The following is a 22,005-nucleotide window of genomic DNA, read 5'->3' as shown; positions in this document are numbered from 1 at the left end:
GGGTCAGACGATGTGGCGGCCGCCGTCGACGGCGAGCACGTCGCCCGTCGTGTAGGCGGCGTTCACCAGGTACAGGGCGGCTTCGGCCACGTCTTCGGGGGTGCCCACGCGGCGCAGCGGGGTGTTCTCGGTGATCCAGTCGCGGGAGCTCTCCCAGACCTGTTCGGCGTCCTCGTACCAGGGGGTGACGATGAGTCCGGGCGCGACGGCGTTGACGCGGACGGCCGGGCCGAGCTGGGAGGCGAGCAGGCGGGTCATGTGGTTGAGCGCGGCCTTGCTCACGGCGTAGGGCACGGAGCTGCCCAGGGCGCGGGTGGCGGAGACCGAGGAGACGTTGACGACGGAACCCGCGCCGGAAGCCCGAAGGTGCGGGGCGGCCGCGGTGATCATCTGCCAGGCGCCGATGACGTTGACGTCGAATATCTCGCGCCAGACCTCGGCGTCGACCGCCTCCAGGTCGTCCAGCGGGACGAAGCGGGTGACGCCGGCGTTGTTCACGAGGATGTCGAGCCGGCCGAAGGCGTCGACGGCCTCCTGGACGACCCGCCGCGCGTCGGCCGCGTCGGCGACGTCTCCCCGCACGTAGACCGCGCCGGGCAGTTCCGCGGCCAGCGCCCTGCCGGCGCTCTCGCTGCGGGCCGAGTTCACGACGACCCGGATGCCCTCGGCGCTCAGCCTGCGGGCGACGGCCGCACCGATCCCCGAGGAGGATCCGGTGATCAGGGCGACGCGGCTCTCGGTCATGGCTCTCCTCCTGGAGTTCTGGAGCGTTCTGGATCCCGCGGGGTCGGCCTGGATCATAGTTTGCCGCATGGCGGAATTCGATTTCCGAGATGTGAAATCCCTGGGGATCTTTCTCCAGCGTTCCTGGAGGAATCCGGGGCCCCGGCCGCCTAGGATTGGCTTCCTTTGACTGGGGTAGGCGCGGCGCGGAGACAGGAGGCCCTGTGACCGAGCAGACGCGAAGGCTGGTCCTGGGCGGTGCCACGGCCGGGGTCGTGAGCAGGTGCCGGGACTTCACCCGGCAGGCACTGGCCGACTGGCAGTGGCAGGGCCGGCCCGAGGCCGTGGAGGACGTGCTCCTCCTGGTCTCCGAGGTGGTGACGAACGCCTGCCTGCACGCCGGCGGCCCGCGTGAACTCGTCCTGAGGCATTCCCCCGAGCGCCTGCGCATCGAGGTCAGCGACGACAGCCCCGAGCTTCCGCGGCGCCGTCCGCCCGGCGACCGCGCACTGCCGGGAGGGCACGGACTGATCGTGCTGGAACGGCTCGCGCGGAGCTGGGGCTCGGTGCCGTCCGCGGACGGGCGTCCCGGCAAGACGGTCTGGCTGGACGTCCGGGCGCCGGATCCGTCCCCGCCGCGGACGCAGCGCCGGCCGGGCCAGGCCCTCTAGGCGGTTTCCGCGGGCTCCACCTCGCGCCCGCTTCCGCTTCCGCTCCCGTCCTCCTCGTCCGCGTCCTCGCCGTCGTCGGTGAGCAGTCCGGTGCGCAGCTGCGTCAGGGTCCGGTTCAGCAGCCGTGACACGTGCATCTGGGACAGGCCCACCCGGTCGCCGATCTCGGACTGCGTGAGCTCCTGCCCGAAGCGCAGCGCGAGCAGCGTGCGCTCCCGCTCGGGGAGCGCGGCGAGCATAGGCTTCAGCGCCTCCAGGCACTCGATCCGCTCGTACGCGGGCTCCTCCTCGCCGAGCGAGGGCTGCGTGGCGAGGGCGTCCCGCTCGCCGCCGTCGTCCTGCACCGGTGCGTCGAGGGAGCGTGCGGAGTAGGCGTGGGCCGCGATCCGGCCTTCCTCCAGCTCGGCGGGCGTGACGTGCAGGTGCTCCGCGAGTTCGGCGTCCGTGGGCTCGCGGCCGAGGCCCTGTTCCAGGGCGTCGTGCGCCTTGGCCGTGTCGATCCGCAGTTCCTGGAGGCGGCGCGGGACCTTGACGGCCCAGCTGGTGTCCCGGAAGAACCGCTTGATCTCGCCGCTGATCGTCGGCATCGCGAAGGAGGTGAACTCCACCCCGCGCTCCGGGTCGAACCGGTTGATCGCCTTGATCAGGCCGATCGTGCCGACCTGGACGATGTCCTCCATCGGCTCGCTCCGGCTGCGGAACCGACGGGCGGCGTACTTCACGAGGCTCAGGTTCAGCTCCACGAGGGTGTTGCGGACGTACGAGTACTCCGGGCTGCCCTCCTGCAACTCGGCCAGTCTCCGGAACAGGGACACGGACAGGGTCCTGGCCTCGTGGGTGGCGACGTCTGTGAGTTCTGTGCGGTGCATGGCCTGCGCTCCTCCGACGGCGGGGACCGGCGGTGTGCCGGGGCGCGTCGTCGCGCTGTCCAAGGGGATATACCCGCCCTGACTACCTCATACCCCTCAAAACGCCAGGTCCGGGCTCCGGGGGTCAGCCCAGGGCCTCCCCGTACAGCCGGAAAAGCCGCGGGCCTCCGGCGGGGGCGGTGGCCCGCAGCTCGTCCCAGGCCCGCGCCGCGGCCTCCCGGGCCACGGCGCCGGGCCATGGCTGCGGGAGCAGCTCGGGCGGGAGCAGGGGGTCCGGAACCATCGCGTCGGACAGCGCGGCCGCCAGTGCGACGGCCCGGGCCAGCACCTTCCCGGCTCCGGAGCCCCCGACCCCGGAGCTCCCGACCCCGGAGCTCCCGTCCCCGGAGCTCCCGGCTCCTTCTCCGGCCCGGGCCCCGGCTGCAGCCTCGCCCGTCGGGCGGCCCGTCCGGGCTTCCGCCAGGGTGCGCAGGGCCTCGTACCGCCCCGCGATCTCGGCCAGCGGCCACAGCCGGGCCGCCAGGGCAACCGGGTCGGTGGTACCGCCCACCGCGAGGTCCCGCGTGCTCAGGCAGCTCAGGGCCCCGGCGACCCCCAGTTCCGCCGCGCGGGCCCGTACGTACGGGCCGATCGCGTTCGGGGTGACGTAGAGACCGCCCTGCACCGGGGCCGCCCCGAGGCCGGTCACGGTGTCCCGCAGGGCGTCGCGCGCCGCCCGGGAGGATTCCGGCACGGCGAAGGCGAAGGCGTGCCAGACCCCGTCCCAGGGCTCCAGGCCCCGGTCCTGCCGGTACGCGTGCCGGACGAACCCGACCTCCGGCACCAGCCCCGGCAGGTCCGGTCCCGCCGCGGCCGCGGCCCCCGGGTCCACCGGCGGCCGCAGTACGGAACGCCGCCCGCGTCCCTCCAGTACGAAGCGGCCCTCCGCCACCAGCCGCTTCACGCAGAGCCGGACCTGCTGGTCGGTCATGCCGAGCAGCGCGGCGACCTCGTACAGTTCGGCGCCGTCCACCGTCCCGTCCTCCCGGACCAGCGCGTGCACGACCATCCGCGTGGGGACCTGCGGGACCGCCAAGTCCGCAGGCTCTGCCGGGTCCGCCGCATCCGCCGGCCGCGTTCCGCTCATCACCGCACCGCCTTGTGCATCGTCGTCACGGCCCCGAACCCCAGCACGTCCCGCAGCCACGGCGTCCGCCGGACCTGGACCGCACGGAAGCCGTGCCGTTCGTACAGGGCGCGGGCGCGCGGGTTCTCCGCGACCACGTCCAGCCGGATCCGGTGGCAGCCCTGTGCCACGGCGATCGCCTCGATCTCCCCCAGCAGCAGCCCGCCGATGCCCCGGCCCCGCTCGGCGGGGTCCACGGCGATGCCGTCCATGACGAGTTCGCCACGGGCCGGGGTGCGCTCCAGCAGGGCCAGCAGGAAGACCCGGTACAGGCCTCTGACCTGCCCGTACTCCGACCTGACCGCGGCCGCGTCACCGCCGACCAGGCCGCGCCCGGCGAGCTGGTAGCCCGCGACGCCCACGACCCGGCCGTCCGGACCGCCGGACAGCGCGGTCACCGCGCGGTCCGGGTGCAGGTGCCCGGCGATGAACCGGCGCCCCGCCTGCGCGGGCCCGAGGGCGGCGCCCAGCTTCCCCCCGAAGGCCTCCCAGTACAGCTCGGCCACCCGCTCCGCGGCGCCCTCGGGCACCCCGCGCCGCAGTTCCACGCTCTCCGTCGTCATACGCACAAGCATAATACGTTCACGGGCGCTACGATCGTTCTTCAAATGAACGATTCATCGAGAGGGAGTCCTCCGTGACCGAGCCCCACCGCAAGGCCCGTCGCCCGCTCCGCAGGGTCCTGCTCCTCGTCCTGTCCGTCGTCCTCCTGACCGCCGCCGCCCTCACCGGCGTCGTCCTGTGGCAGCACGGCTATGCGTTCCACGAGCAGCGGGTGAGGGTGCCGGCCGCAGGTCACGTCCTGCCCGGCGTGCTCGCCACCCCCGAGGGGAAGGGGCCCGGCCCCTTCCCGCTCGTGGTCTTCGTGCACGGGGACGGCGAGGTCGACGCCACCCACGAGGGCTTCTACCGGCCCTACTGGGAGGCCTTCGCGCGCGCCGGTTACGCCTCGCTCTCCCTGGACAAGCCCGCCGACTGGCTCGCCCAGTCCATGGACGACCGGGCCCGCGAAACCACCGACGCCCTCGCGTGGGCCCGCACCCGGCCCGGGATCGACGGGGACCGCATGGGCCTGTGGGGTGCGAGCCAGGCGGGCTGGGTGATGCCCAAGGTGGTGGCCCGGGCCCCGGCCCCGGGCATCCGCTTCGTCATCGCGGTCGGCACCGCCGTCAACTGGGAGCGCCAGGGCGAATACCACCTGCGCTCCGAGCTGCGCGCGGCAGGCGCCGACGCCGAGCGCACGGCGGCCGCCCTGCGCGGCCGGGAGGCCACCCTGGCGCTGCTGCGCCGCGGGGCCCCGTACGAGGAGTACCGCGCGAGTCCGGACGCGGACCCGGAACTCACCGCGCAGCGCTGGTCGTTCATCAGCCGGAACCACACGGCGGACGCGACAGGGGACCTGAAGGCGATGCCGCCCGTCCCGGTGCTGCTGATCTCGGGCGCCGACGACCTGAACGTGGACGGGGCCGAGACCGAGGCCGTCCACCGGGCCCTGCTCCCGCCGGGGATGCTCACCGTCCGCCGCTATCCGGGGGCGACGCACGCCCTGCTCCGCACCCCCGTCGAGCGTTCCTCCTGGCGGCTGGCCCTGACGGCCGTGTTCGCCCCGCGGGCCCTCTTCCCGCCCGGGCTCCTCACCGACCAGCAGCGCTTCCTCGAAGGGCTGCCGGCATAGGAACGGGCCGGGCGGGACCGCGCAGCTACGCGCCGTACGGACGGGCGGCGCGGCCCTCACGCAGGGTCCGGGACCACCACGCGAGCTGGTCCAGCATGGTCTTGGCGGCTCCCGCCGCGCCCTGCGCCTCGTGCGCCCGGCCGCCTTCGCCGAAGTGGTCCCAGGCGCTGTGGAAGCTGACCCCGTCGCGGATGGCGGCGCAGTGCACCTCGCTGAACACCTGACGCAGGTGTTCGACGGCGCGCAGGCCGCCGCCCACCCCGCCGTAGGACACGAAGCCGACGGCCTTGGCCTTCCACTCGGTGCGGTGGAGGTCGATGAAGACCTTCAGGTGGCCCGGGTAGCTGTGGTTGTACTCGGGGGTGACGACGACGAATCCGTCGGCGGCGGCCACCCGGGCGGACAGTTCGCTCAGCGCGGGGGTCGGCGGGGTGCTCCAGCCCGGCTGGATGCCGGGCAGGTCCAGGCCGGCGAGGTCGATGACGTCGACGTGGAAGTCGCCGTGCTGCTCCGCGAGCGGGACGAACCAGTCGCCGACCGTGGGCCCGAAGCGGCCCTCCCGGGTGGAGCCGATGATGACGGCGATCCGCAGCTTCTCCTGGCCGGCGGACGCGTGGGTGGTCGCAGTGTTGTTGTCCATGGCCCAGACAGTAGGAGCAAGAGGCCCCGCCGGTCCTGTGGCGGACGACGGGCCCGCACCCTGCGGCAGCGCCGGTCCCGGCGTCGGGGCGACGGCTTGACGTCGACCCAACCGGCGCCCCGGGCCCGGTGTTTCACGTGAAACACCGCCTGACCGGCCGTCCGGCGCGTGCCGGAGAGGGTGGCCCGGGCCTCGGCCGCACCCTTGACTCCGGGCCGGGCCCCGAGTGGAGTCCAGCCGTCCGTGGGCATCGGCCCGAGCGCACCTCGACTTCGGCGACCGCCGCACGGGGGCCGGCCGGCTCAGCCGCCGAGCGTGACCCGGGCGAGCTCCCGTACGGCTTCCATGGTGAGCCCGGGCCCGTCGCTGCCGTCGGGTTCCCCGTGCCCCGCGTGCTGCTCGTACGCGGCGCCGAGCGTGGCGCGCGCTGCCTCCTCCACCCGCCCGGCGTCGGTCAGCGACAGGTCCGGTCCGCCCCGTACGGCCAGCGCGGCCGCCAGCAGCCGGGCCGCTTCCTCGGGCCGGTCCAGGCGGACCGCCTGGTCCGCGACCCCGACGAGCATCTGGGCGACGGTCGGCGCGTGCATCGTCCCCACCGCCATTTCCAGCGCCTCGGCCCGCCGGGCCCGCGCTGCCTCCAAGTGGCCGTCCGCCGCGTCCAGATGGGCGAGCGAGTCCAGGACCATGGCCCGGAACGCGTCGTGCACCGCCACCTCCCGCAGTGCTTCCTGCACCCGGTCGAGCCCGGCCCGGGCCACCGCCGACTCCCCGCGCCAGCGGGCCAGTTCGGCCCTGCCGTGCGCCGTCGCGGCGATCGCCTCGGGCCAGCCGGCCGCTTCCGCGTCGCGCTCCGCCTGGGCCAGGGCCGCCTCGCCCGCCGCCGCGTCCCCGGCCAGCCAGGACAACTGCGCCTGCCTGACCTGCGCGTACAGCCGGTCCTCGACGACCCCCATCTCGCCGATCACGGCGGCCGCCTGCCTGTAATGGCCGATCGCCGCGGCGAAGTCACCGCGCCGGGCCACCAGATCGGCCAGGACGGTCAGGGCGAAGGAGGTGCCCCAGCGCTCCCCGATCCCGCGGAACCCCGCCAGCGCCTCCTCGGCCGAGGCCTCCGCCGCCGCGGGAGGCCCGCCCGCCGCGAGCAGGGTGCGGGCGCTCTCCAGCCGGCCCTGCGCCCGCAGCCAGGGATCCTCGTCGGCCAGCACCCCGTCCCATGCGTCCAGCGGCGCGGGCTCGCCGGCGGCGGCGCTCAGCAGCAGGCGTTCCATCGGCGCGACGAAACCGACCACCGGATGCCGGGTGCCCGTCCGTTCGGCGAGGACCACCGCCCTGCGCAGCAGATCGCCGGTCCGCCGGTCGTCCCCGAGCCCGGCCGTCGCGAACAGCACGGCCAGCGCGCAGGCCACGGCGAGCGCCTCCTCCTCCGGCTCCTCGTCACCGGGCCCTTGGCCGGGCCCCTGGTCCGGCCCCTGGTCAGGCTTCGGGGTGGCGACCGCCAGGGCCCGCGCTGCCAGTTCGGCCCCCTCCGCCTTGTGCCCGCTGATCCACCAGTACCACCCGGCCGCCGCCACCAGCCGTACGGCGGCCCGCGCATCGCCCGCCGCGATCGCGCCGCGCAGCGCCGCGTTGAGGTTGTCGTGCTCCACGGTGAGCCGCGCGAGCCACTCCAGCTGCTCCGCCCGGCGCAGGTACGGGTCCGCGGTCCGCGCCAGCCCGGTGAAGTACGCGGCGTGCGCCCGGCGGACCGGCTCCCGCTCGCCCGCCTCCGCCAGCCGTTCCAGACCGTAGGCCTTGATCGTCTCCAGCATCCGGTAGCGCCCGTCCCCGTCCGTCACCAGCAGGGACTTGTCGACGAGCGAGGTGATCAGGTCGAGCACCTCGAACTGCTCCACGGGCCCTCCCACGCAGGCGGCCTCGGCCGCTTCCACGGTGGCGCCCCCCCGGGAAGGCGGCGAGCCGCCGCAGCAGCGCCCGTTCCGCATCCGTCAGCAGCCCCCAGCTCCAGTCGACCACCGCCCGGAGCGTCTGGTGCTGGCGAGGCGGGCCGCCGGGGGTTCCGCGTACGGCCCGCCCACGTGCGCCGCCGCGGCCGGCCGGGCCTCGTCCAGTTCGCCGCGCAGGACGGCGGTGTGCAGCGCGGACAGTTCGGGTGACGGGTCGGCCCCGAGCTCCTCGGCGAGGGCCTCGCGGGCCCGCGCGTACGCGCTGAGCGCCTCGGCGGGACGTCCGGAGGCGACGAGCGCCCGCATCAGTGCCCCGACGAGCCGTTCGCGCAGGGGGTGCTCGGCCACGAGGGAGCTCAGCTCGCCGGTCAGTTCCCGGCCGCGTCCCACCCGTAGATCGGCCTCGATCCGGTTCTCCAGGGCGACCGTCCGCAGCTCCGTCAGGCGGGTCACCGGCGGCCGGAAGGAGTCGGAGCCCGCCACGTCCAGCAGAGCCTGCCCGCGCCACAGCGCGAGTGCCTCCCGCAGCACCCGCGCCGCCGTGCCGGGGTCGCCCCCGGCCAGGGCGGCGTGCCCCTCGGAGGCCAGCCGCTCGAAGCGGACCACGTCCACGTCCTCGGGGCGGACCAGCAGCCGGTACCCCGCCGGATGGGATTCGACGTCCACCCCGGGCAGCGCCCGCCGCAGCCGTGACACCAGGGCCTGGAGTGCGTTGGCGGCGGCCGCCGGGGGGTCCCGTTCCCAGATGCCGTCGATCAGGAGCTCCGAGGACACCACGCGTCCCGGTTCCAGCGCCAGCAGGATCAGCAGGGCGCGCAGCCGCGCGCCCCCGACGCCGACGTCCCGCCCGTCCTCGGCCCGTATCTCCAGGGCACCCAGCATCGAGATCCGCATGCCGTCATTGTGCGGAGCCGGGCCGACGGACCGGCGGGGCGGGCTACTTGTCGGAGTAGCTGAAGTCCCCGACCGTCCAGGCGCTGACGTCCTTGACGGCGATCCGGTACATCCCGCCGGTCTCCGGGATGCCCAGGGTGCCCTGGAGGATCCGGGCGACGTGGAAGTGCAGGTGCGAGGGTGGTTCCGCGGCGGCCCGGGCGGGGTCGCCCTGCGCGGTGCCCATGAAGATGTCGGCGAACGGGCCGAGTTGGTCGGAGTCCTGGAGGACTTCGGCCACGCGCTGGCGCCACACGCTCTCGGGGGCCAGCCGGCCGGTGACCACGGCGCCGTGCACCACGACGGTCAGGGACATCTGATTGGTCTGTTCCGACTCGACCATGGCGGCGATGTCGACGAGCAGGTCGTCAGGGATCGACATGGGCAGTGACTTTAGCAAGGGCGGGCGAGGGCGCGCCCGGAACGCGACGAGCCGGGGCCCGCACCCTGTGGGTGCGGGCCCCGGCCCGGGGTACGCGTCGGCGTCAGGCGGGAACGATGTTCTCGGCCTGCGGGCCCTTCTGGCCCTGCGTCACGTCGAAGGTGACCTTCTGGCCTTCCTGAAGCTCACGGAAGCCGGAAGAGGCGATGTTCGAGTAGTGGGCGAACACGTCCGCGCCGCCACCCTCCTGCTCGATGAAGCCGAAGCCCTTTTCCGCGTTGAACCACTTCACGGTGCCAGATGCCATATGAATTCTCCTTCGGGGCATTGCCCGGAATCGCACTGTGCGAGTCCGGAAGTCGCTGAGATGTCGCCCCGCCCGGAAATGCACCGGCAAAATAAAAAGTGCGCTCACCGAAAATCTGGTGAGAGCACTTGTAAGTTTTTTGGGAACCACAACTGCAACTGAGATCACAGTAGCACGGGGGGAGGCTCCTGACGGGGAAATTTTTCGTCGCGGGGAGTCGGCGAGCCCTGACATTTTTCGGCCTGCCGGCCTCAATTCTGCACGCGCAGCAGCACGTATGTACGTCAGAAATTCATATGAATGGCGCCGGAAAACGACGTCCTCGTCGGGTCGCGACCCGGCCGGCGCACCGGCCCTGGCCGGCCGTTCGGCCGTACGGGTGAGAACCGGCTCCCCTCCGTACGGCAGAGCGCATGCGCGGCCCAGTCGGGTATGCATATTTTGTCGCGTGTGTCCGAAAGGTCCCGCACATCAGTTCCCTCCCGTTGTCTCCCGTCGAGGAAGGCCCCCTCCATGAAGCGACTCCCCGTGATCGGTGTGCTGTGCATCAGCGCGGTGTTCGGTCTCTCGGCATGCTCCGACGACAGTTCTTCGCCCGCCGAGGAGGCCACCGAGGCCGCAGCCGACGTCTGCACCGACCTCGGCGAGCTCAAGGCCGACAACGCCAAGCTGAAGGCCCTCGACCCGGCCACGGCCACCAAGGACCAGATCAAGGAGGCCTACGACGCCGTCCAGAGCGACTGGGAAGGCCTCAAGGACAACCTGACCAAGCTGAAGCAGGCCGAGAAGGACGCGGTCAAGGCGGCGGCCGAGGACCTCAAGAAGGGCTACGAGGACCTGCCGGGCGACACGACCGGCCAGGAGGCGCTCACCAAGCTCCAGCCGCAGATCCAGAAGCTCGACGTGACGACGGCCGCGGCCTCCGTCGGCCTGAAGTGCTGACGGACGACACCCATCCGGCGGCCGGGGCTACGCAGCCCCGGCCGCGGTCACGTCCGCGGACCTCGCCGTGCGCCCGGTCGGCAGCAGTTCGCTGACCACGAAGGACACCATGGCCGCCAGGATCACGACGGGCATCATGCCCGAGCTGCCGAGGACCATGGTCACGAGCACCACGCTGCTCACCGGCAGCCGCATCACGGCGGCCAGCGCCGCGGCCATGCCCGCCGCGAACCCGGGTACGACGCCCAGCCCCGGCAGCGGCGACAGCAGGACGCCGGCCGCAGCCCCGAGGAAGAGCACGGGGAAGACCGGGCCACCGCGCAGGCTGCCCAGGCAGATGGCGTAGGCGGCGCCCTTGAACAGCAGGACGGCGATCAGCGCCCCGATGCCCCAGGCGTGCGGATCGGTGGCCAGTGCGCCGATCGCGCCCTGTCCGGAGGACGCGACGTCCTCGGGCGAGCGCCCGGTGATCAGCGCGTAGAGGGCGGCGCAGACCGCGGCGCCGAGGGCGCCCTGCACGGTCCGTACGAAGGGCCGCGCCGCGACGTACCGGGCGATCGCCCGGGCCCAGGCCAGGACGGGGTGCAGGACCAGGGCGAGCACCACGGCGATGACCAGCGTCCAGAGCACGTCCCCGATGTCCAGGCGGGGGTCCGGGAGGGCCGAACCGAAGGCCAGGTCCCCCGTCGACAGCCCGGTCCAGCGCCCGAGGCCGGTGAACACCAGGGCCCCGATGCCGCTGGACAGCAGCGACGGCACCATCACAGCGAACAGCTGCGGCCCGCCCACGCCCGCCACCTCGATCAGCAGCACGGCCGCGATCAGCGGGTTGCCGAAGATGGCGGCGATCGCGGCGGCGGCTCCGGCCGCGCCCAGCAGCGCGGTGCTCACCGGGGTCGACGGCAGCCGCGCGAGATTGCGGAACAGCAGGGCCAGGCCGCCGCCCAGGGCGATCAGCGGGGCCTCCGGACCCAGGACCGCGCCCAGCGGCAGGGCGGCGAGCGCCGCCAGGACGACGCCGGGCAGGTAGGCGGGCGAGGTGCCTCCCGCGTTCAGCCCGGCGGCCGGGACGTGGCCGCCCGCGCCGGGCAGGTGCGTGACGACCAGGCCGACGACGGTCCCGGCGACGAGCAGCAGCGGCAGCGGCCACCACCACGGCGGGGCGTCCCAGCCCAGGGACTCGGGGAGGTCGGCCCACAGGAGGTGCTGCAGTTCGCGCAGTGCGACGAGGAACCAGAAGGCGGCGAGGGACACCGGGATGCCGATCAGGGCGCTGAAGACGAGCACCTTGAGGTAGCCGGGGCTGCGCAGCACGTCCCGCAGGACGACCGCCTCTTTCGGCCCGGCCGCGCCGCCGCGGCCGTTCACGGCTCGTCCTCCGGCGGTGCGTACGGGTCCCCGCGCCGGCGCATCCCGATCCTGACCGCGCCGAAGAGGGCCTTGGCGATCACGCCCACGACGATCAGGTCGGCGGCCATCTGCACGGTGACCAGCACGCGTCCGACCTCCGTGAGGGGGGAGATGTCCCCGAACCCGACGGTCGCGAACACCGTGACCGTGAAGTACAGGGCGTCGGTCCGGCTCAGGGGTTCCTGGAAGGACTGCGGAGTCTGCGCGGAGAGCAGGAAGTACGTCGAGGCGAAGAGCACCAGGAACAGCGGGACGGCGGTGGAGAGCGCCTCGACGGCGCGCAGCCGCGGATGCTCCGCACGGGTGATGGCGCTGGCCTGGAGGGCGACCACCCCGCCGAACACGAGGAGCCCGAGCACCAGAAGGACGACGGTGAAGACGCCGAACCCGCCGTCCAGGGGCGCCAGGTAGTAGAGCGCGGTGAGCAGGGCGGCCGAGAGGGTCGAGCGGAGCAGGCACACGGCGAACAGCCGACGGCTGCGCCGGACTGCCCGCGTGCGTTCCCGGTCCATGGCTTCAGGAGAAGGTGGCGGAACGCTTCGCGCGACCGGAGGCCGGGCCGGACGGGTACGTCCGGCATTCGTTCACCATTCGCTCGGAATGCGGACACCCAACACCGGCTGTATGAATGGAGTAACGCCTGCCTGAACGGAGTCGAGCATGGACGATTATCCCCTCCTCAACCTCTTCTGGACGATGTTGTGGCTCTTCCTGTGGGTGATGTGGTTCTTCCTCCTCTTCAAGGTCGTGACGGACATCTTCCGTGACCACGGCCTCGGAGGGTGGGCGAAGGCGGGATGGCTCATCCTGGTCCTGCTGCTGCCGTACATCGGTGTCCTGATCTATCTCATCGCCCGCGGCAAGAGCATGAGCCAGCGGGAGGCGAAGCAGATCAGGGAGAACGAGGACGCCTTCAAGCAATACGTGCAGAAGGCGGCGGGATCTGGCGGCAGTTCGGTGGACGAGCTGCACAAGCTTTCCGCGCTGAAGGACAAGGGTGATATCACCCAGGAGGAATTCGACCGGGCCAAGGCGAAGATCCTCGCCTGAATCCCCGCGCCGGGACTCCGTGCACGGCAACTCTCCGCGAAGGCCCCGCCCCTCCCTGGCGGGGCCTTCGCGGTGCCCGGGCGGGCGGGGTGCCGTAGGTGTGCTCATACTGGGCCATATGAGGCTGAACCGTACGGTGTTGCTGTGCATCGCCGCTCTGACGGCCACCGCCCTCCCGGCCGGGCCGGCCACCGCGGCTCCCGCACCCGCCCCGGCGTCCGTACTCGCCCCGGCGGCCGCGTACCGGGCCCCGCAGGCCTGCGTCAGCACCCCGCAGCCCGCTCCGGGGCCGGACGGAGGCACGGCCGGAAAGGTCCTGGAGATCGCCCGGAAGGCCCAGCGCGAACTGGGCCTCAACGCGGTGGTCCTCAGGGTCGATTCCGGTACCGAGGAGGTCGTCACCGGCGCCCTCGGCACGTCCATGACGGGCGTCCCCGCCGATCCGGCCATGCACTTCCGCTCGGGATCGGTGGGCATCGCCTACATGACGACCGCCCTGCTCCAGCTGGTCGACGAGGGCAAGGCCGGCCTCGACGACCCGGTCTCGCGCTGGCTCCCGGACGTCCCGCACGCCTCCGAGATCACCCTGCGCATGCTCGGCGCCTCCACCTCGGGCCTGCGCGACTACGTCACCGACCCGGAGTTCCTCGCCGCGTACGAGGCCGCGCCCTTCCGCAACTGGACCCCGGCCGAGGTCATCGGCATCTCCACCAGCCATCCGCTCCTGTACGAGCCCGGCACCAACTGGAGCTACTCCCACGCCAACTTCCAGATCCTGGGCGCCGCCCTGGAGAAGATCAGCGGCCTCCCGCTGGACGAACTGCTCACGGCGCGCGTCATGGGCCCCCTCGGCCTGGACCAGACCCGCAACGGCGCCACCCCGGAGATCCCCGCGCCCGCGCTGCACGCCTTCACCTCCGAGCGCGGCCCCTACGAGGAGTCCAGCTACTGGAACCCCTCGTGGACCACCGCACCCGGAGCCGTGCTGACCTCCGACATCTGCGACCTGGCCCGCTCCGCCCGCGCGCTGGGCACCGGGGAACTGCTCTCCCCCGAGGCGTTCCGCACCCAGCTGGACCCCGGCACGGTCGGCCTGGGCACCCCCGAGGACTGCCCCGCGGGCGTCTGCATGAAGAACACGCAGGCCCGGCACTTCGGGCTCGGCGTCATCGTCGTCGACGGCTGGATCCTGCAGAACCCGTCGTTCTCCGGCTACGCCGCCCTCCAGGCCTACCTCCCCGAACTCGGGCTCACCATCGCGGTCAGCACGACGAAGGGCCCGAAGAGCCCCGAGGGAAATTCGGCCCAGACCGTGGCCGAACGGATCTCGGCGGCTCTGGCCCCCGGCCACGTGCTGAAGATGAAATGACCTCCGCGAGCGGTACGCCCCACCGGGCACCCGCTCACAGGGCCGCGGCCGTCTCCTCCCGCGCGGCGAGGAGCGGCTTGCCCATCTCCGCCTCGATGCCGGCGAGCAGCGCGCTCTTGCGGGCCGCGAAGAAGCCGGCGAAGTCGTCGGCCCGCATCAGCTCCGAGCTCGCCAGGTGGGTCAGGACGTGCCCGTCCAGGACCTCGTCGGTGCTCTCGGCGCTCTTGGCCAGCCGGGACAGGTACGCGGACGGGGCGAGGCTCCCGATGATCCGGTTGGTCCGGGCGGTCAACGGGGTCTTGTTGACGATGGAGTTGTAGATCTCCGGCCGGTGCCCGTTCTGCTCGCACCACGCCTTGGGGAAGACGTGGTGGATGTCGACGGCCTCGTCGAAGTAGTCGGTCACCTTCACCGGCTCGCCCGTCCGCCAGTCGGCCGCCCCGGCCTTGAGCAGCAGCGCGTAGATCCCCTTGTAGGCGGCGCTCTGGCGGGTGCGCAGCGTCAGCAGCCGGCCCGGGGCGAACTGGGCGGCCGTGACCGTGCGCGGCTCCTGCTCCGCGCCGCGGATCCACTGCACGACGTCGTGCAGGTCCTGGCTGAACCGGGTCTCCGTGGAGCCTCCGTACAGCTCGCCGAAGACCCCGCACCAGTACCAGCGGGCGAGCTTGCGCTGGGCGCCGGCGGGTTCCGCGGCGTCCCCGGTCGCGGCCAGGATGGCGGCGAGCGGGATCAGCTGGGTGCCGTAGGGGAGGAACTTCGTGTCGAAGAAGTACTGCTGGTGCAGGAACTTCGCCGCCTTCTTGAACCCCTCGATGACGCCCGGTGCGTGCTGCCTGTAGTCCTCCAGGGAGAGGGCGAGCATGTCCTTGCGCTTGCAGCCGACCCGGGGGAGGCGGTCCTCCTCGGTGCCGCGGGCGGCCTCGGCGACGCTGCGCCGGTAGGTCGCCAGCAGCGTGACGGCCTGGAGGAAGTCGGTGTTGGAGACCTCGCGCAGGATGCGGTACTCGGGGGCCTGCCAGGCGGCGCGGCACTCCCGTTCCCAGTGGTCGCGCAGGTCGAACTCGTCCGCGGCGTAGGTGGCGGTGAGCAGCTCGAACACGGTGAGGGTCACGCCGCCGGTGTTGACCTTCTCGAAGACCTGGCAGACGGCCTCGCGCTCGGTCGCCTTGCCGAGCTCGATGACGGGCACGTGGTAGAGGATGAACGGCTTGATGAAGGCCTTGTCGAAGTCCTTCCACAGGCGGCGCTTGGGCCTGTCGTCCTCCCAGTACTCCTCGAAGCCGTCCTCCCAGTCGTCGGAGTCCAGGACGGAGTTGAGGGGGAAGAGCAGGGCCTCGTACTCCTTCTCCCGCGTCGAGAGGTCTTCGAGGACCTCGCCGCGGAAGTTCACCACCTTGCGGGTGGCGGGCAGGAAGCGGATCGCGTCCTCGCGGTCGGTGTACCCGTCCAGGACCTTGGCCATGTCGACGTAGAACCAGCCGGACACCGGCTGCTTGCGCAGGTCCTGGGTGACGACGGCGCGGTCGAGCTTGAGCGCCTGGAAGAGCGAGGTCAGCCGCTGCTGGCCGTCGAGGACCAGGGACTCGGGCTCCCGCCCGGGCGGGGGCGTGGCCCCTTCGATCGGCCGGTACTTGAAGCGGACGTCGCCGCCGGCGCGCAGCGTCATCAGGGTGCCGAGGGGATAGCCGAGGGATATCGAAGCCAGCAGACTCGCGATGTTCGGGTGCGGCCACACCCAGCCGCGCTGGAACTCGGGCAGCTGCGCCCGGCCGTCCCCGACCTGCTGCAACAGGTCGCGCAGCGGTCGCTTGTCGATGCTGAACGCTTCGTCGGCCACATCGGCTCCTTCGGGGCACGGCTCCTGCTGCATGACGCGCCCGAGACTACTGGGCGTGACGGTGCGGGCGCGGCCGTTCCCTGCGCGGGGCGTCAGGGGCGACAGGGGCGTCAGGGGGAGGCGGGGCCGGGTGTCTCGGGGGGCGTGGTGCCCGCGGCGCGGCGGAACTCGGCGTTGAGGCGCTGGGCCTCTTCGAGCTGGTCCTCCAGGATGACGATGCGGCAGGCGGCCTCGACCTGCATGCCCTGGTCGACGAGCTCCCGGGCCCGGGCCGCGATCCGTAGCTGGTAGCGGGAGTAGCGGCGGTGGCCCCCCTCGGAGCGCAGCGGTGTGATGAGGCGGGCCTCCCCGATGGCGCGGAGGAAGCCGGGCGTGGTGCCCAGGAGCTCGGCGGCCCTGCCCATCGTGTAGGCGGGGTAGTCGTCGTCGTCCAGTCGGCCGCCGAGCGAGTCATCCGCTGTCATCTGCACCTCATCCTTGGGAACGCGTCGGGGGCCCGGCGCCGTACGGCCCCTGGGCCCCGGGGGAAATTCAACACCATCGGTCCGCCCTGGTGGTGCGCCGACCTGCCCCGGGCCGCGTCCGGGACCCGGAGCGGACGCGAGGAGGGCCCCGACCGGCATGCCGGTCGGGGCCCTCCTGGGTGCTGCGGATCCGGTGCGCGACCGGGCCCGTGGATCAGACGGACACGGGGCTCCCGAGCAGTGCGGACGCCCGCTGGATCGGGTCGAGGCCGCGCGTCGGTACGGGCGCCTCGGGCAGGCCGCGGCAGGTGAAGCCGAGCGCGGTCATGGCCCGGACGACCTCGCCGGCGCTGAAGTCGCGGCGGTCCTGCCGGGTGACGACCTGGCCGACCTGCTTGACCGGGTAGACGCGGCGGCCGATGATCACCGACTCGCCGACGACGGGTTCGGGCTTGATGCCCTTCATCGATTCCAGGACGCCGCTCTTGGTGAGGTCGAACGGGAATCGGGCGATGACACAGCGCATGATGCCTCACAGGGGGAGGAGGAGGGGCACGACTGGGGCGCGGACCTGCAGACCTGCGGACCTGCGGGACCCGCTGACCGGCGGACTAGGCGGCGGAGCCGACCGCCGGCCGTCGCTGGGAGGTGTGGCGCGGTGCCTGCGAGGAGCGGCTGCGCCGGCCGCGGGAGGAGGAGCTGCGCTTGGGGCGCTCGCTCACCGGTGCGGTGATGACGACGGGGATGCCGGAGGGGGTGCGGGCGCCGGTGATGCGCTGGAGCTCGGCCTCCCCGGAGCGGACCTGGGTGGTCTGCGGGACGATCCCGGCGGTGGCCATCAGGCGGGACATGTCACGGCGCTGCTGCGGTGTGACGAGGGTGACGACGCTCCCGGACTCCCCGGCGCGGGCGGTGCGTCCGCCGCGGTGGAGGTAGTCCTTGTGGTCGGTGGGCGGGTCCACGTTGACCACGAGGTCCAGGTTGTCGACGTGGATGCCGCGTGCGGCGACGTTGGTGGCCACCAGCACCGTCACGTGCCCCGTCTTGAACTGGGCGAGGGTGCGGGTGCGCTGGGGCTGGGACTTGCCTCCGTGCAGGGCGGCCGCCCGTACTCCGCTGTTGAGGAGGTCCTGGGTCAGCCGGTCGACGGCGTGCTTGGTGTCCAGGAACATGATCACGCGGCCGTCGCGGGCGGCGATCTCCGTGGTCGTGGCCTGCTTGTCGGCGCCGTGGACGTGCAGCACGTGGTGCTCCATCGTGGTCACCGCGCCGGCCGAGGGGTCGACGGAGTGCACGACGGGGTCGCTGAGGTAGCGGCGCACGAGCAGGTCGACGTTGCGGTCGAGGGTCGCGGAGAACAGCATCCGCTGGCCCTCCGGGCGCACCTGGTCGAGCAGGGCCGTGACCTGCGGCATGAAGCCCATGTCGGCCATCTGGTCGGCCTCGTCGAGGACGGTGATCTCCACCTGGTCGAGGCGGCATTCGCGGCGCTCGATCAGGTCGGCGAGACGCCCGGGGGTCGCGACGACCACCTCGGCGCCACCGCGGAGCGCACCGGCCTGCTTGCCGATCGACATGCCGCCCACGACCGTGGTCAGCCGCAGCTTCAGGGAGCGGGCGTACGGGGTGAGGGCGTCGGTGACCTGCTGGGCGAGCTCGCGGGTGGGGACGAGCACCAGCGCCAGCGGCTGCCTGGGCTCGGCGCGCTTGCCCGCGGTACGGGCCAGCAGGGCGAGGCCGAAGGCGAGGGTCTTGCCGGATCCGGTGCGTCCGCGGCCGAGTGCGTCACGGCCCGCGAGGGTGTTCGGCAGGGTCGCGGCCTGGATCGGGAACGGCGTGCTCACGCCTTCCGCCGCGAGCGCGGCGAGGAGCTCGCGGGGCATGTCGAGATCGGCGAACGACTCGACGGCCGGCAGCGCGGGGGTGATCGTCTTCGGCAGGGCGAACTCGCCCTGGACCGCTGCGGGGCGGCGGCCGCCGTAACCGCCGGAGCGGCCCTGGCCGCCGCCGGAACGGCTCTGTCCGCCGGAGCGGGGCTGTCCGCCGGAGCGGCTGGGGGCCGACGAGCCGAAACGGCTTCCGCTGCCACCCGTACGGGTGGTGGAGCGGGTGTTCGTACGTGTGCGGTTCATGCGGAACCTTCCTCGATGCGGCGCAGTCAAGGAATTCCCGCAGCAATGAGCCGCACGGGGAATTGCGAGAATGGGCCGAATGGAACGCGAAAGCGAATCCGCGCCGACGGAAATGATTGCGGGCGCAGCTGCTCGGGTGAATTGAACGGCGCGGATATGATCCGGGGCGTCGTGCGAGGATCTCCGTGCGGGGGCGGCAGGATCCTCGGGTCGTCCCGCAGGTGGACCCACTGCGGGGAAATGCGTGCAGCTGAGGCCCGCACCCCGAGGGATGCGGGCCCCAGCTACGAATTACGCGTCAACGTCAGGCGGGAACGATGTTCTCGGCCGTCGGGCCCTTCTGGCCCTGCGCGATGTCGAAGTTGACCTTCTGGCCTTCCTGCAGCTCGCGGAAGCCCTGGGCGGCGATGTTCGAGTAGTGGGCGAACACGTCCGGGCCGCCACCGTCCTGCTCGATGAAGCCGAAGCCCTTTTCAGCGTTGAACCACTTCACGGTACCAGCAGCCATGTCATATCTCCTTTGGGGCAGTACGACGCGATCCGCACCGTGCGGACCACGTGTCGCCGCGATGATTACCCCACCGGAAGAAACAACCGGAAATGCGCAAGCTTCCACAGGTCCGAGGACCGGCCGGATGCTTGAAGTATTGGGAACCACAACTGCAACTGAGATCGACAGTAGCACGCCTTGGTGGTGCTGGTGCGTTAAATATTTCCAATCTCTTCGGCGTCACAAAAACCCTCAGCGCGTGGCCGGTCAAATTCTCATCCCGCCGGGACAGATATTTACCCGCGCCCGGAGTGAGATGCCGCAGCTAGTCCGTCTCTTCTTCCTCGGCCTCCATCCGCCGGATCCCCTCGTGGGTCAGGGTGACCATCGCCGGGGTGTTGCCCGGCTCCCAGTCGACGGTGATCAGGCCCTCGCCCGCCAGGTAGGTGCAGGCGGCGGCCAGGTCCTGTTCCGGCACGTGGAGGTCGTGCCGCAGCTGTGCTCCGGTGATGCCGAGGAGGCGGTTGCCCTCAACGGCCTCGTACAGGATCCGGAGCACCTGGCCGCGGTAGGTCTTGCGTTCGCGCAGTGTGGCCATGACCGCGTCCTTTCGTGTGAGGGGTGGGCTCCGGGGCCGCGGGCGGGGCCTCAGGTCTCGTCGGAGTGGGCGCCGGCGCCGGCGGGGGCCAGGCTCGCGGCCAGCCAGGAGCGGGTGGGGCCGGCGGGTGTGGCGGTGTCCACGGTGAGGTGGAGGCGGGTGTCGCCGTCGAGACCGGGGTAGCTGCGCTGTTCCGCTCCCGCGAAGCAGTTGCGCAGTGCCTCCGCGACCGCTCGGGCGGCTTCGGGCGTGTGCGCGATGATCCGTACCTCGGCGTGCCCGAGCGACGGCAGTGTCTGGGTCTCGATGTACTTCACGTGGGCGTGTTCCCTTTCGTAGTGGGCGAGGTGCCGGTGGGTGGGGGCGCCGTGCGCCCCCACCCACCGCCCCCGGCCGGAGGAAGGTCTTCTCCTCACCGGTCGGCATCCGTGTGGTGGGCTCGACGACTGGTGTCGTCCGGCAGGCCGGGAGGTCTCGGCAGGGGGTCGGTGAAGTGATAGGCCGCGATCCGCGCGTCGTGCTCGGCGTTCAGCCGGTGGATCCAGAGCATTCCGACGGCGATCGCGAGGGCGATCACGACGATGAGGACGAGGGTCTCCACGGAGCTCATCTCCAGCCGTCGGCGGGCACCGGGAGGGCGCTGCGTCCCAGCGGGTTCCCGAAGGGGGACATGCAGGCCCCGCCCTCGCTCTCCCAGGTGGCTTCCCGGCGCATGCGGTCGCGGATGCCGCGCCCGATGACGGTCTCGTTCGCCATGAGCACGCCCGCGGTCAGGGCGCTGCCCGGTACCGCCGCGGCGGCCATCAGACGGGCCGCAGCCGCGGGTGCGGTCTCGGGCGGTATGACGAGGAGGTCCCAGCGGCCGACGGTGTAGGAGAGCAGGATCAGCTTGTCGGGGTCCTGTTCGATGAACCAGCCGACGTGCAGCGTGCGCCCGTCCACGGTCACCGTGTGCGGGACGACGGGCCAGCGGGCGGGGTTCACGGTGACGCGGGTGACGCGTCCCCAGGGCTCCTCCAGCGCGGCGGCGAGCGGTGGGAGTTCGGCTTCGAGGTCGCGGGAGCGGGGCCACCAGGCACCGTCGAGCTGGCCTGCGAGCGTGGTCTTCGGGGTGAGGGACAAGCGCGTCGGGAGCTCTGCGGCGAGATCGCGGGGCGCGGTCCGTTCGAGGAAGGTGGTCATGGTGCGGACCTGCCCCCGGACTGCCCGTCGGCAGCCCGGTTTTTAGGCGATCGCCGGAAATGACACCCGCGTGAAAGCCGGTGTGCGAAATACTCCCGGTGCTTTCACTGTACGCCTGTTCGGCCGACTGTGACCGGCGTGACCAGGCATTTTCCGGCGGGCAGCGGAGCGGGCGGCGGGAGTATCGTGAAATCACGGCGGGCTCGCGCGCGTCTTCGACCGGGTACGGGTGCCGGCATCGGTGCCCGACCTGCGACGACGTACGGCCGCACCCCACAGACGGGTGGACCCCCATGGCTGACTCCGACACCGACGCCGGCACCCCCCGCACGCCCCCACTGGTCCTGCCGGATGCCGTCCACGAGGCGATCAAGCCCGGCACGGCGCTGCTGCGGCTGGAGACCACGCGGTCCCGGGAGGGGCTCCTGGACGGCGCGTGGTGGCCGCGCTCGCGCAATATCGAGACCGAACTGCCCGCACTGATCAGCGTGTTGACGGAGTACCTCGGGCCGATCACCCGGGTGGGCGTGGACGCGTCCGCCTGGAACGGGCTCCCGGTCCGGCTGGTCATCGACGACCGGGTCGTGCACCTGGACTCCGACCCGGTCGGCGACGACACCGTCCTGATCACCCGCGGCCACAACGACCATTTCGCCCTCCTGGTGGTCCCCCCGGACACCACCGCCGACGCCGCCCGCGAGGCGATGGCCCGCGCCGTCCGCGCCGACAACATCACCGAGGCCGCACAGCTCCTCGTCGCCACCACGCCCGAAGCCGGGGACGGATCCGCCGCCGGGCCGGCGGCCTGAGCCGAGAGGCTCCGCCCGCCCCGGGCAGGCGGGAACCCGGCCGGTACGTCGACGGACCGGCCGGGCTTCTCGCAGGTGCGGGCGGATGGGCCCGCGGTCAGAGGTTCTCGTCGTGCAGGTCCTCCACGCGCAGCAGGTCGTCCTCGCGACGGCGCGAGCTCTCCTTCTGCCCCTGCTTCTGCGCCTGCTTCTGACCCTGCTTGTGTCCCTGCTTCTCTTCCTGCTCGCGGGACGGCTTGCCCGGCTGCGGGTGCGCGGGGTCCCCGGGGCGACGGTGCGCCTGCGCCTCACGGCTCTTGCCCGGCTCCTGGTGCTTGTCCTGCGTACCGTCCATGACGGCGACTCCTTCGGGTGCGTGGGGGTTCGGATTCCGGAAACGGATTCCTCCCGCACCACGCTGACACGCACCGTCAC

General features: G+C 72.3%; 27 protein-coding genes. 6 read left to right on the top strand and 21 right to left on the bottom strand.

Features of this window, described 5'->3' with window-relative positions; genetic code table 11:
- Positions 1-3: 3 nt before the first annotated feature.
- Positions 4-744 (bottom strand): SDR family NAD(P)-dependent oxidoreductase, encoded by a 741-nt coding sequence (locus IO30_RS0109060; RefSeq protein WP_031141084.1) that lies wholly within the window; start codon positions 742-744, stop codon positions 4-6.
- A 203-nt stretch (positions 745-947) separates the two neighbouring features.
- Here IO30_RS0109060 and IO30_RS0109050 point away from each other — a divergent pair, with 203 nt between their 5' ends.
- Positions 948-1,394 (top strand): ATP-binding protein, encoded by a 447-nt coding sequence (locus tag IO30_RS0109050; RefSeq protein WP_031141080.1) that lies wholly within the window; start codon positions 948-950, stop codon positions 1,392-1,394.
- Here the strand turns inward: IO30_RS0109050 and IO30_RS0109045 are convergent.
- The 3 genes from IO30_RS0109045 to IO30_RS0109035 form a co-directional block, all read right to left on the bottom strand.
- Positions 1,391-2,263, bottom strand: coding sequence for an RNA polymerase sigma factor SigF (locus tag IO30_RS0109045; RefSeq protein ID WP_078904043.1), 873 nt, complete (start codon positions 2,261-2,263; stop codon positions 1,391-1,393). The two genes, IO30_RS0109050 and IO30_RS0109045, sit on opposite strands and share 4 nt — an antisense overlap.
- A 124-nt stretch (positions 2,264-2,387) precedes the next feature.
- A complete protein-coding gene (locus tag IO30_RS0109040) occupies positions 2,388-3,389 on the bottom strand; it encodes a phage repressor protein (protein WP_051902073.1) in 1,002 nt (333 codons plus the stop codon).
- Positions 3,389-3,991: a GNAT family N-acetyltransferase gene (locus tag IO30_RS0109035; RefSeq protein ID WP_031141074.1), complete on the bottom strand. Its 603-nt coding sequence runs from the start codon at positions 3,989-3,991 to the stop codon at positions 3,389-3,391. Before IO30_RS0109035 ends, IO30_RS0109040 begins: the two co-directional genes overlap by 1 nt.
- 74 nt (positions 3,992-4,065) lie before the next feature.
- Between IO30_RS0109035 and IO30_RS0109030 the strand changes: the two genes are divergently transcribed.
- Complete coding sequence (locus IO30_RS0109030; protein ID WP_037893545.1) at positions 4,066-5,103, top strand: alpha/beta hydrolase family protein; 1,038 nt, start codon at positions 4,066-4,068, stop codon at positions 5,101-5,103.
- Positions 5,104-5,128: 25 nt separating this feature from the next.
- Here the strand turns inward: IO30_RS0109030 and IO30_RS0109025 are convergent, their stop codons facing one another.
- The 5 genes from IO30_RS0109025 to IO30_RS0109010 all read right to left on the bottom strand — a co-directional run bounded on the left by IO30_RS0109025 (position 5,129) and on the right by IO30_RS0109010 (position 9,308).
- Positions 5,129-5,743, bottom strand: a complete 615-nt coding sequence (locus IO30_RS0109025; RefSeq protein WP_051902070.1) for an NADPH-dependent FMN reductase — start codon at positions 5,741-5,743, stop codon at positions 5,129-5,131.
- A 302-nt stretch (positions 5,744-6,045) separates the two neighbouring features.
- Positions 6,046-7,635: a hypothetical protein gene (locus IO30_RS41810; protein ID WP_157853165.1), complete on the bottom strand. Its 1,590-nt coding sequence runs from the start codon at positions 7,633-7,635 to the stop codon at positions 6,046-6,048.
- 93 nt (positions 7,636-7,728) lie between these two features.
- Positions 7,729-8,580, bottom strand: a complete 852-nt coding sequence (locus IO30_RS44485; protein WP_051902066.1) for an AfsR/SARP family transcriptional regulator — start codon at positions 8,578-8,580, stop codon at positions 7,729-7,731.
- A gap of 43 nt (positions 8,581-8,623) precedes the next feature.
- Positions 8,624-9,001 carry a hypothetical protein gene (locus IO30_RS0109015; protein ID WP_031141069.1) on the bottom strand — a complete coding sequence of 126 codons (378 nt, stop codon included), beginning with the start codon at positions 8,999-9,001 and terminating at the stop codon, positions 8,624-8,626.
- 103 nt (positions 9,002-9,104) lie between these two features.
- A complete protein-coding gene (locus tag IO30_RS0109010; protein ID WP_030011983.1) occupies positions 9,105-9,308 on the bottom strand; it encodes a cold-shock protein in 204 nt (67 codons plus the stop codon).
- 513 nt (positions 9,309-9,821) lie between these two features.
- On the opposite strand from IO30_RS0109010, the gene IO30_RS0109005 reads away from it, so the two are divergent.
- Positions 9,822-10,250 (top strand): hypothetical protein, encoded by a 429-nt coding sequence (locus tag IO30_RS0109005; protein WP_031141066.1) that lies wholly within the window; start codon positions 9,822-9,824, stop codon positions 10,248-10,250.
- Positions 10,251-10,277: 27 nt separating this feature from the next.
- Here IO30_RS0109005 and IO30_RS0109000 read toward each other — a convergent pair whose 3' ends face one another.
- Both IO30_RS0109000 and IO30_RS0108995 read right to left on the bottom strand, forming a co-directional pair.
- Positions 10,278-11,618, bottom strand: a complete 1,341-nt coding sequence (locus tag IO30_RS0109000; RefSeq protein WP_051859349.1) for a chloride channel protein — start codon at positions 11,616-11,618, stop codon at positions 10,278-10,280.
- Entirely contained in the window at positions 11,615-12,172 is a 558-nt protein-coding gene (locus IO30_RS0108995) for a potassium channel family protein (protein WP_031141063.1), read from the bottom strand. Before IO30_RS0108995 ends, IO30_RS0109000 begins: the two co-directional genes overlap by 4 nt.
- Before the next feature lie 148 nt (positions 12,173-12,320).
- On the opposite strand from IO30_RS0108995, the gene IO30_RS0108990 reads away from it, so the two are divergent.
- Together IO30_RS0108990 and IO30_RS0108985 are read left to right on the top strand one after the other, a co-directional pair.
- Complete coding sequence (locus tag IO30_RS0108990) at positions 12,321-12,710, top strand: SHOCT domain-containing protein (protein ID WP_031141060.1); 390 nt, start codon at positions 12,321-12,323, stop codon at positions 12,708-12,710.
- A 118-nt stretch (positions 12,711-12,828) separates the two neighbouring features.
- Positions 12,829-14,079, top strand: a complete 1,251-nt coding sequence (locus IO30_RS0108985) for a serine hydrolase domain-containing protein (RefSeq protein WP_107066864.1) — start codon at positions 12,829-12,831, stop codon at positions 14,077-14,079.
- Between the two features lie 34 nt (positions 14,080-14,113).
- Here IO30_RS0108985 and IO30_RS0108980 read toward each other — a convergent pair whose 3' ends face one another.
- From IO30_RS0108980 to IO30_RS0108940, 9 genes are all read right to left on the bottom strand, one after another.
- The gene (locus IO30_RS0108980; RefSeq protein WP_031141056.1) at positions 14,114-15,916 is read right to left on the bottom strand and encodes a GmrSD restriction endonuclease domain-containing protein; all 1,803 of its coding nucleotides are present in this window, start codon (positions 15,914-15,916) and stop codon (positions 14,114-14,116) included.
- Between the two features lie 110 nt (positions 15,917-16,026).
- Complete coding sequence (locus tag IO30_RS0108975; RefSeq protein ID WP_031141054.1) at positions 16,027-16,380, bottom strand: MerR family transcriptional regulator; 354 nt, start codon at positions 16,378-16,380, stop codon at positions 16,027-16,029.
- Between the two features lie 214 nt (positions 16,381-16,594).
- Complete coding sequence (locus tag IO30_RS0108970; protein WP_031141052.1) at positions 16,595-16,906, bottom strand: SCO5918 family protein; 312 nt, start codon at positions 16,904-16,906, stop codon at positions 16,595-16,597.
- Positions 16,907-16,991: 85 nt separating this feature from the next.
- Complete coding sequence (locus IO30_RS0108965) at positions 16,992-18,512, bottom strand: DEAD/DEAH box helicase (RefSeq protein ID WP_031141051.1); 1,521 nt, start codon at positions 18,510-18,512, stop codon at positions 16,992-16,994.
- A gap of 304 nt (positions 18,513-18,816) precedes the next feature.
- Positions 18,817-19,020, bottom strand: coding sequence for a cold-shock protein (locus tag IO30_RS0108960; RefSeq protein ID WP_031141049.1), 204 nt, complete (start codon positions 19,018-19,020; stop codon positions 18,817-18,819).
- A 307-nt stretch (positions 19,021-19,327) separates the two neighbouring features.
- The gene (locus tag IO30_RS0108955) at positions 19,328-19,600 is read right to left on the bottom strand and encodes a hypothetical protein (RefSeq protein ID WP_031141047.1); all 273 of its coding nucleotides are present in this window, start codon (positions 19,598-19,600) and stop codon (positions 19,328-19,330) included.
- Positions 19,601-19,650: 50 nt separating this feature from the next.
- The gene (locus tag IO30_RS0108950; RefSeq protein ID WP_031141045.1) at positions 19,651-19,917 is read right to left on the bottom strand and encodes a hypothetical protein; all 267 of its coding nucleotides are present in this window, start codon (positions 19,915-19,917) and stop codon (positions 19,651-19,653) included.
- A gap of 95 nt (positions 19,918-20,012) precedes the next feature.
- A complete protein-coding gene (locus IO30_RS40295) occupies positions 20,013-20,201 on the bottom strand; it encodes a hypothetical protein (RefSeq protein WP_157853163.1) in 189 nt (62 codons plus the stop codon).
- Positions 20,202-20,206: 5 nt separating this feature from the next.
- Positions 20,207-20,782, bottom strand: a complete 576-nt coding sequence (locus IO30_RS0108940; RefSeq protein WP_031141043.1) for a DUF5994 family protein — start codon at positions 20,780-20,782, stop codon at positions 20,207-20,209.
- Between the two features lie 293 nt (positions 20,783-21,075).
- Here IO30_RS0108940 and IO30_RS0108935 point away from each other — a divergent pair, with 293 nt between their 5' ends.
- Positions 21,076-21,591: a DUF5994 family protein gene (locus IO30_RS0108935; protein ID WP_031141041.1), complete on the top strand. Its 516-nt coding sequence runs from the start codon at positions 21,076-21,078 to the stop codon at positions 21,589-21,591.
- Positions 21,592-21,688: 97 nt separating this feature from the next.
- Here the strand turns inward: IO30_RS0108935 and IO30_RS0108930 are convergent, their stop codons facing one another.
- On the bottom strand, positions 21,689-21,925 hold the full coding sequence (locus tag IO30_RS0108930) for a hypothetical protein (protein ID WP_051902064.1): 237 nt from the start codon (positions 21,923-21,925) through the stop codon (positions 21,689-21,691).
- Positions 21,926-22,005: the final 80 nt, after the last annotated feature.

It is taken from the genome of Streptomyces xanthophaeus, from assembly GCF_000725805.1.
Classification (GTDB): Bacteria; Actinomycetota; Actinomycetes; order Streptomycetales; family Streptomycetaceae; genus Streptomyces; species Streptomyces xanthophaeus.
This window is presented reverse-complemented; position numbering and strand designations above follow the sequence as displayed.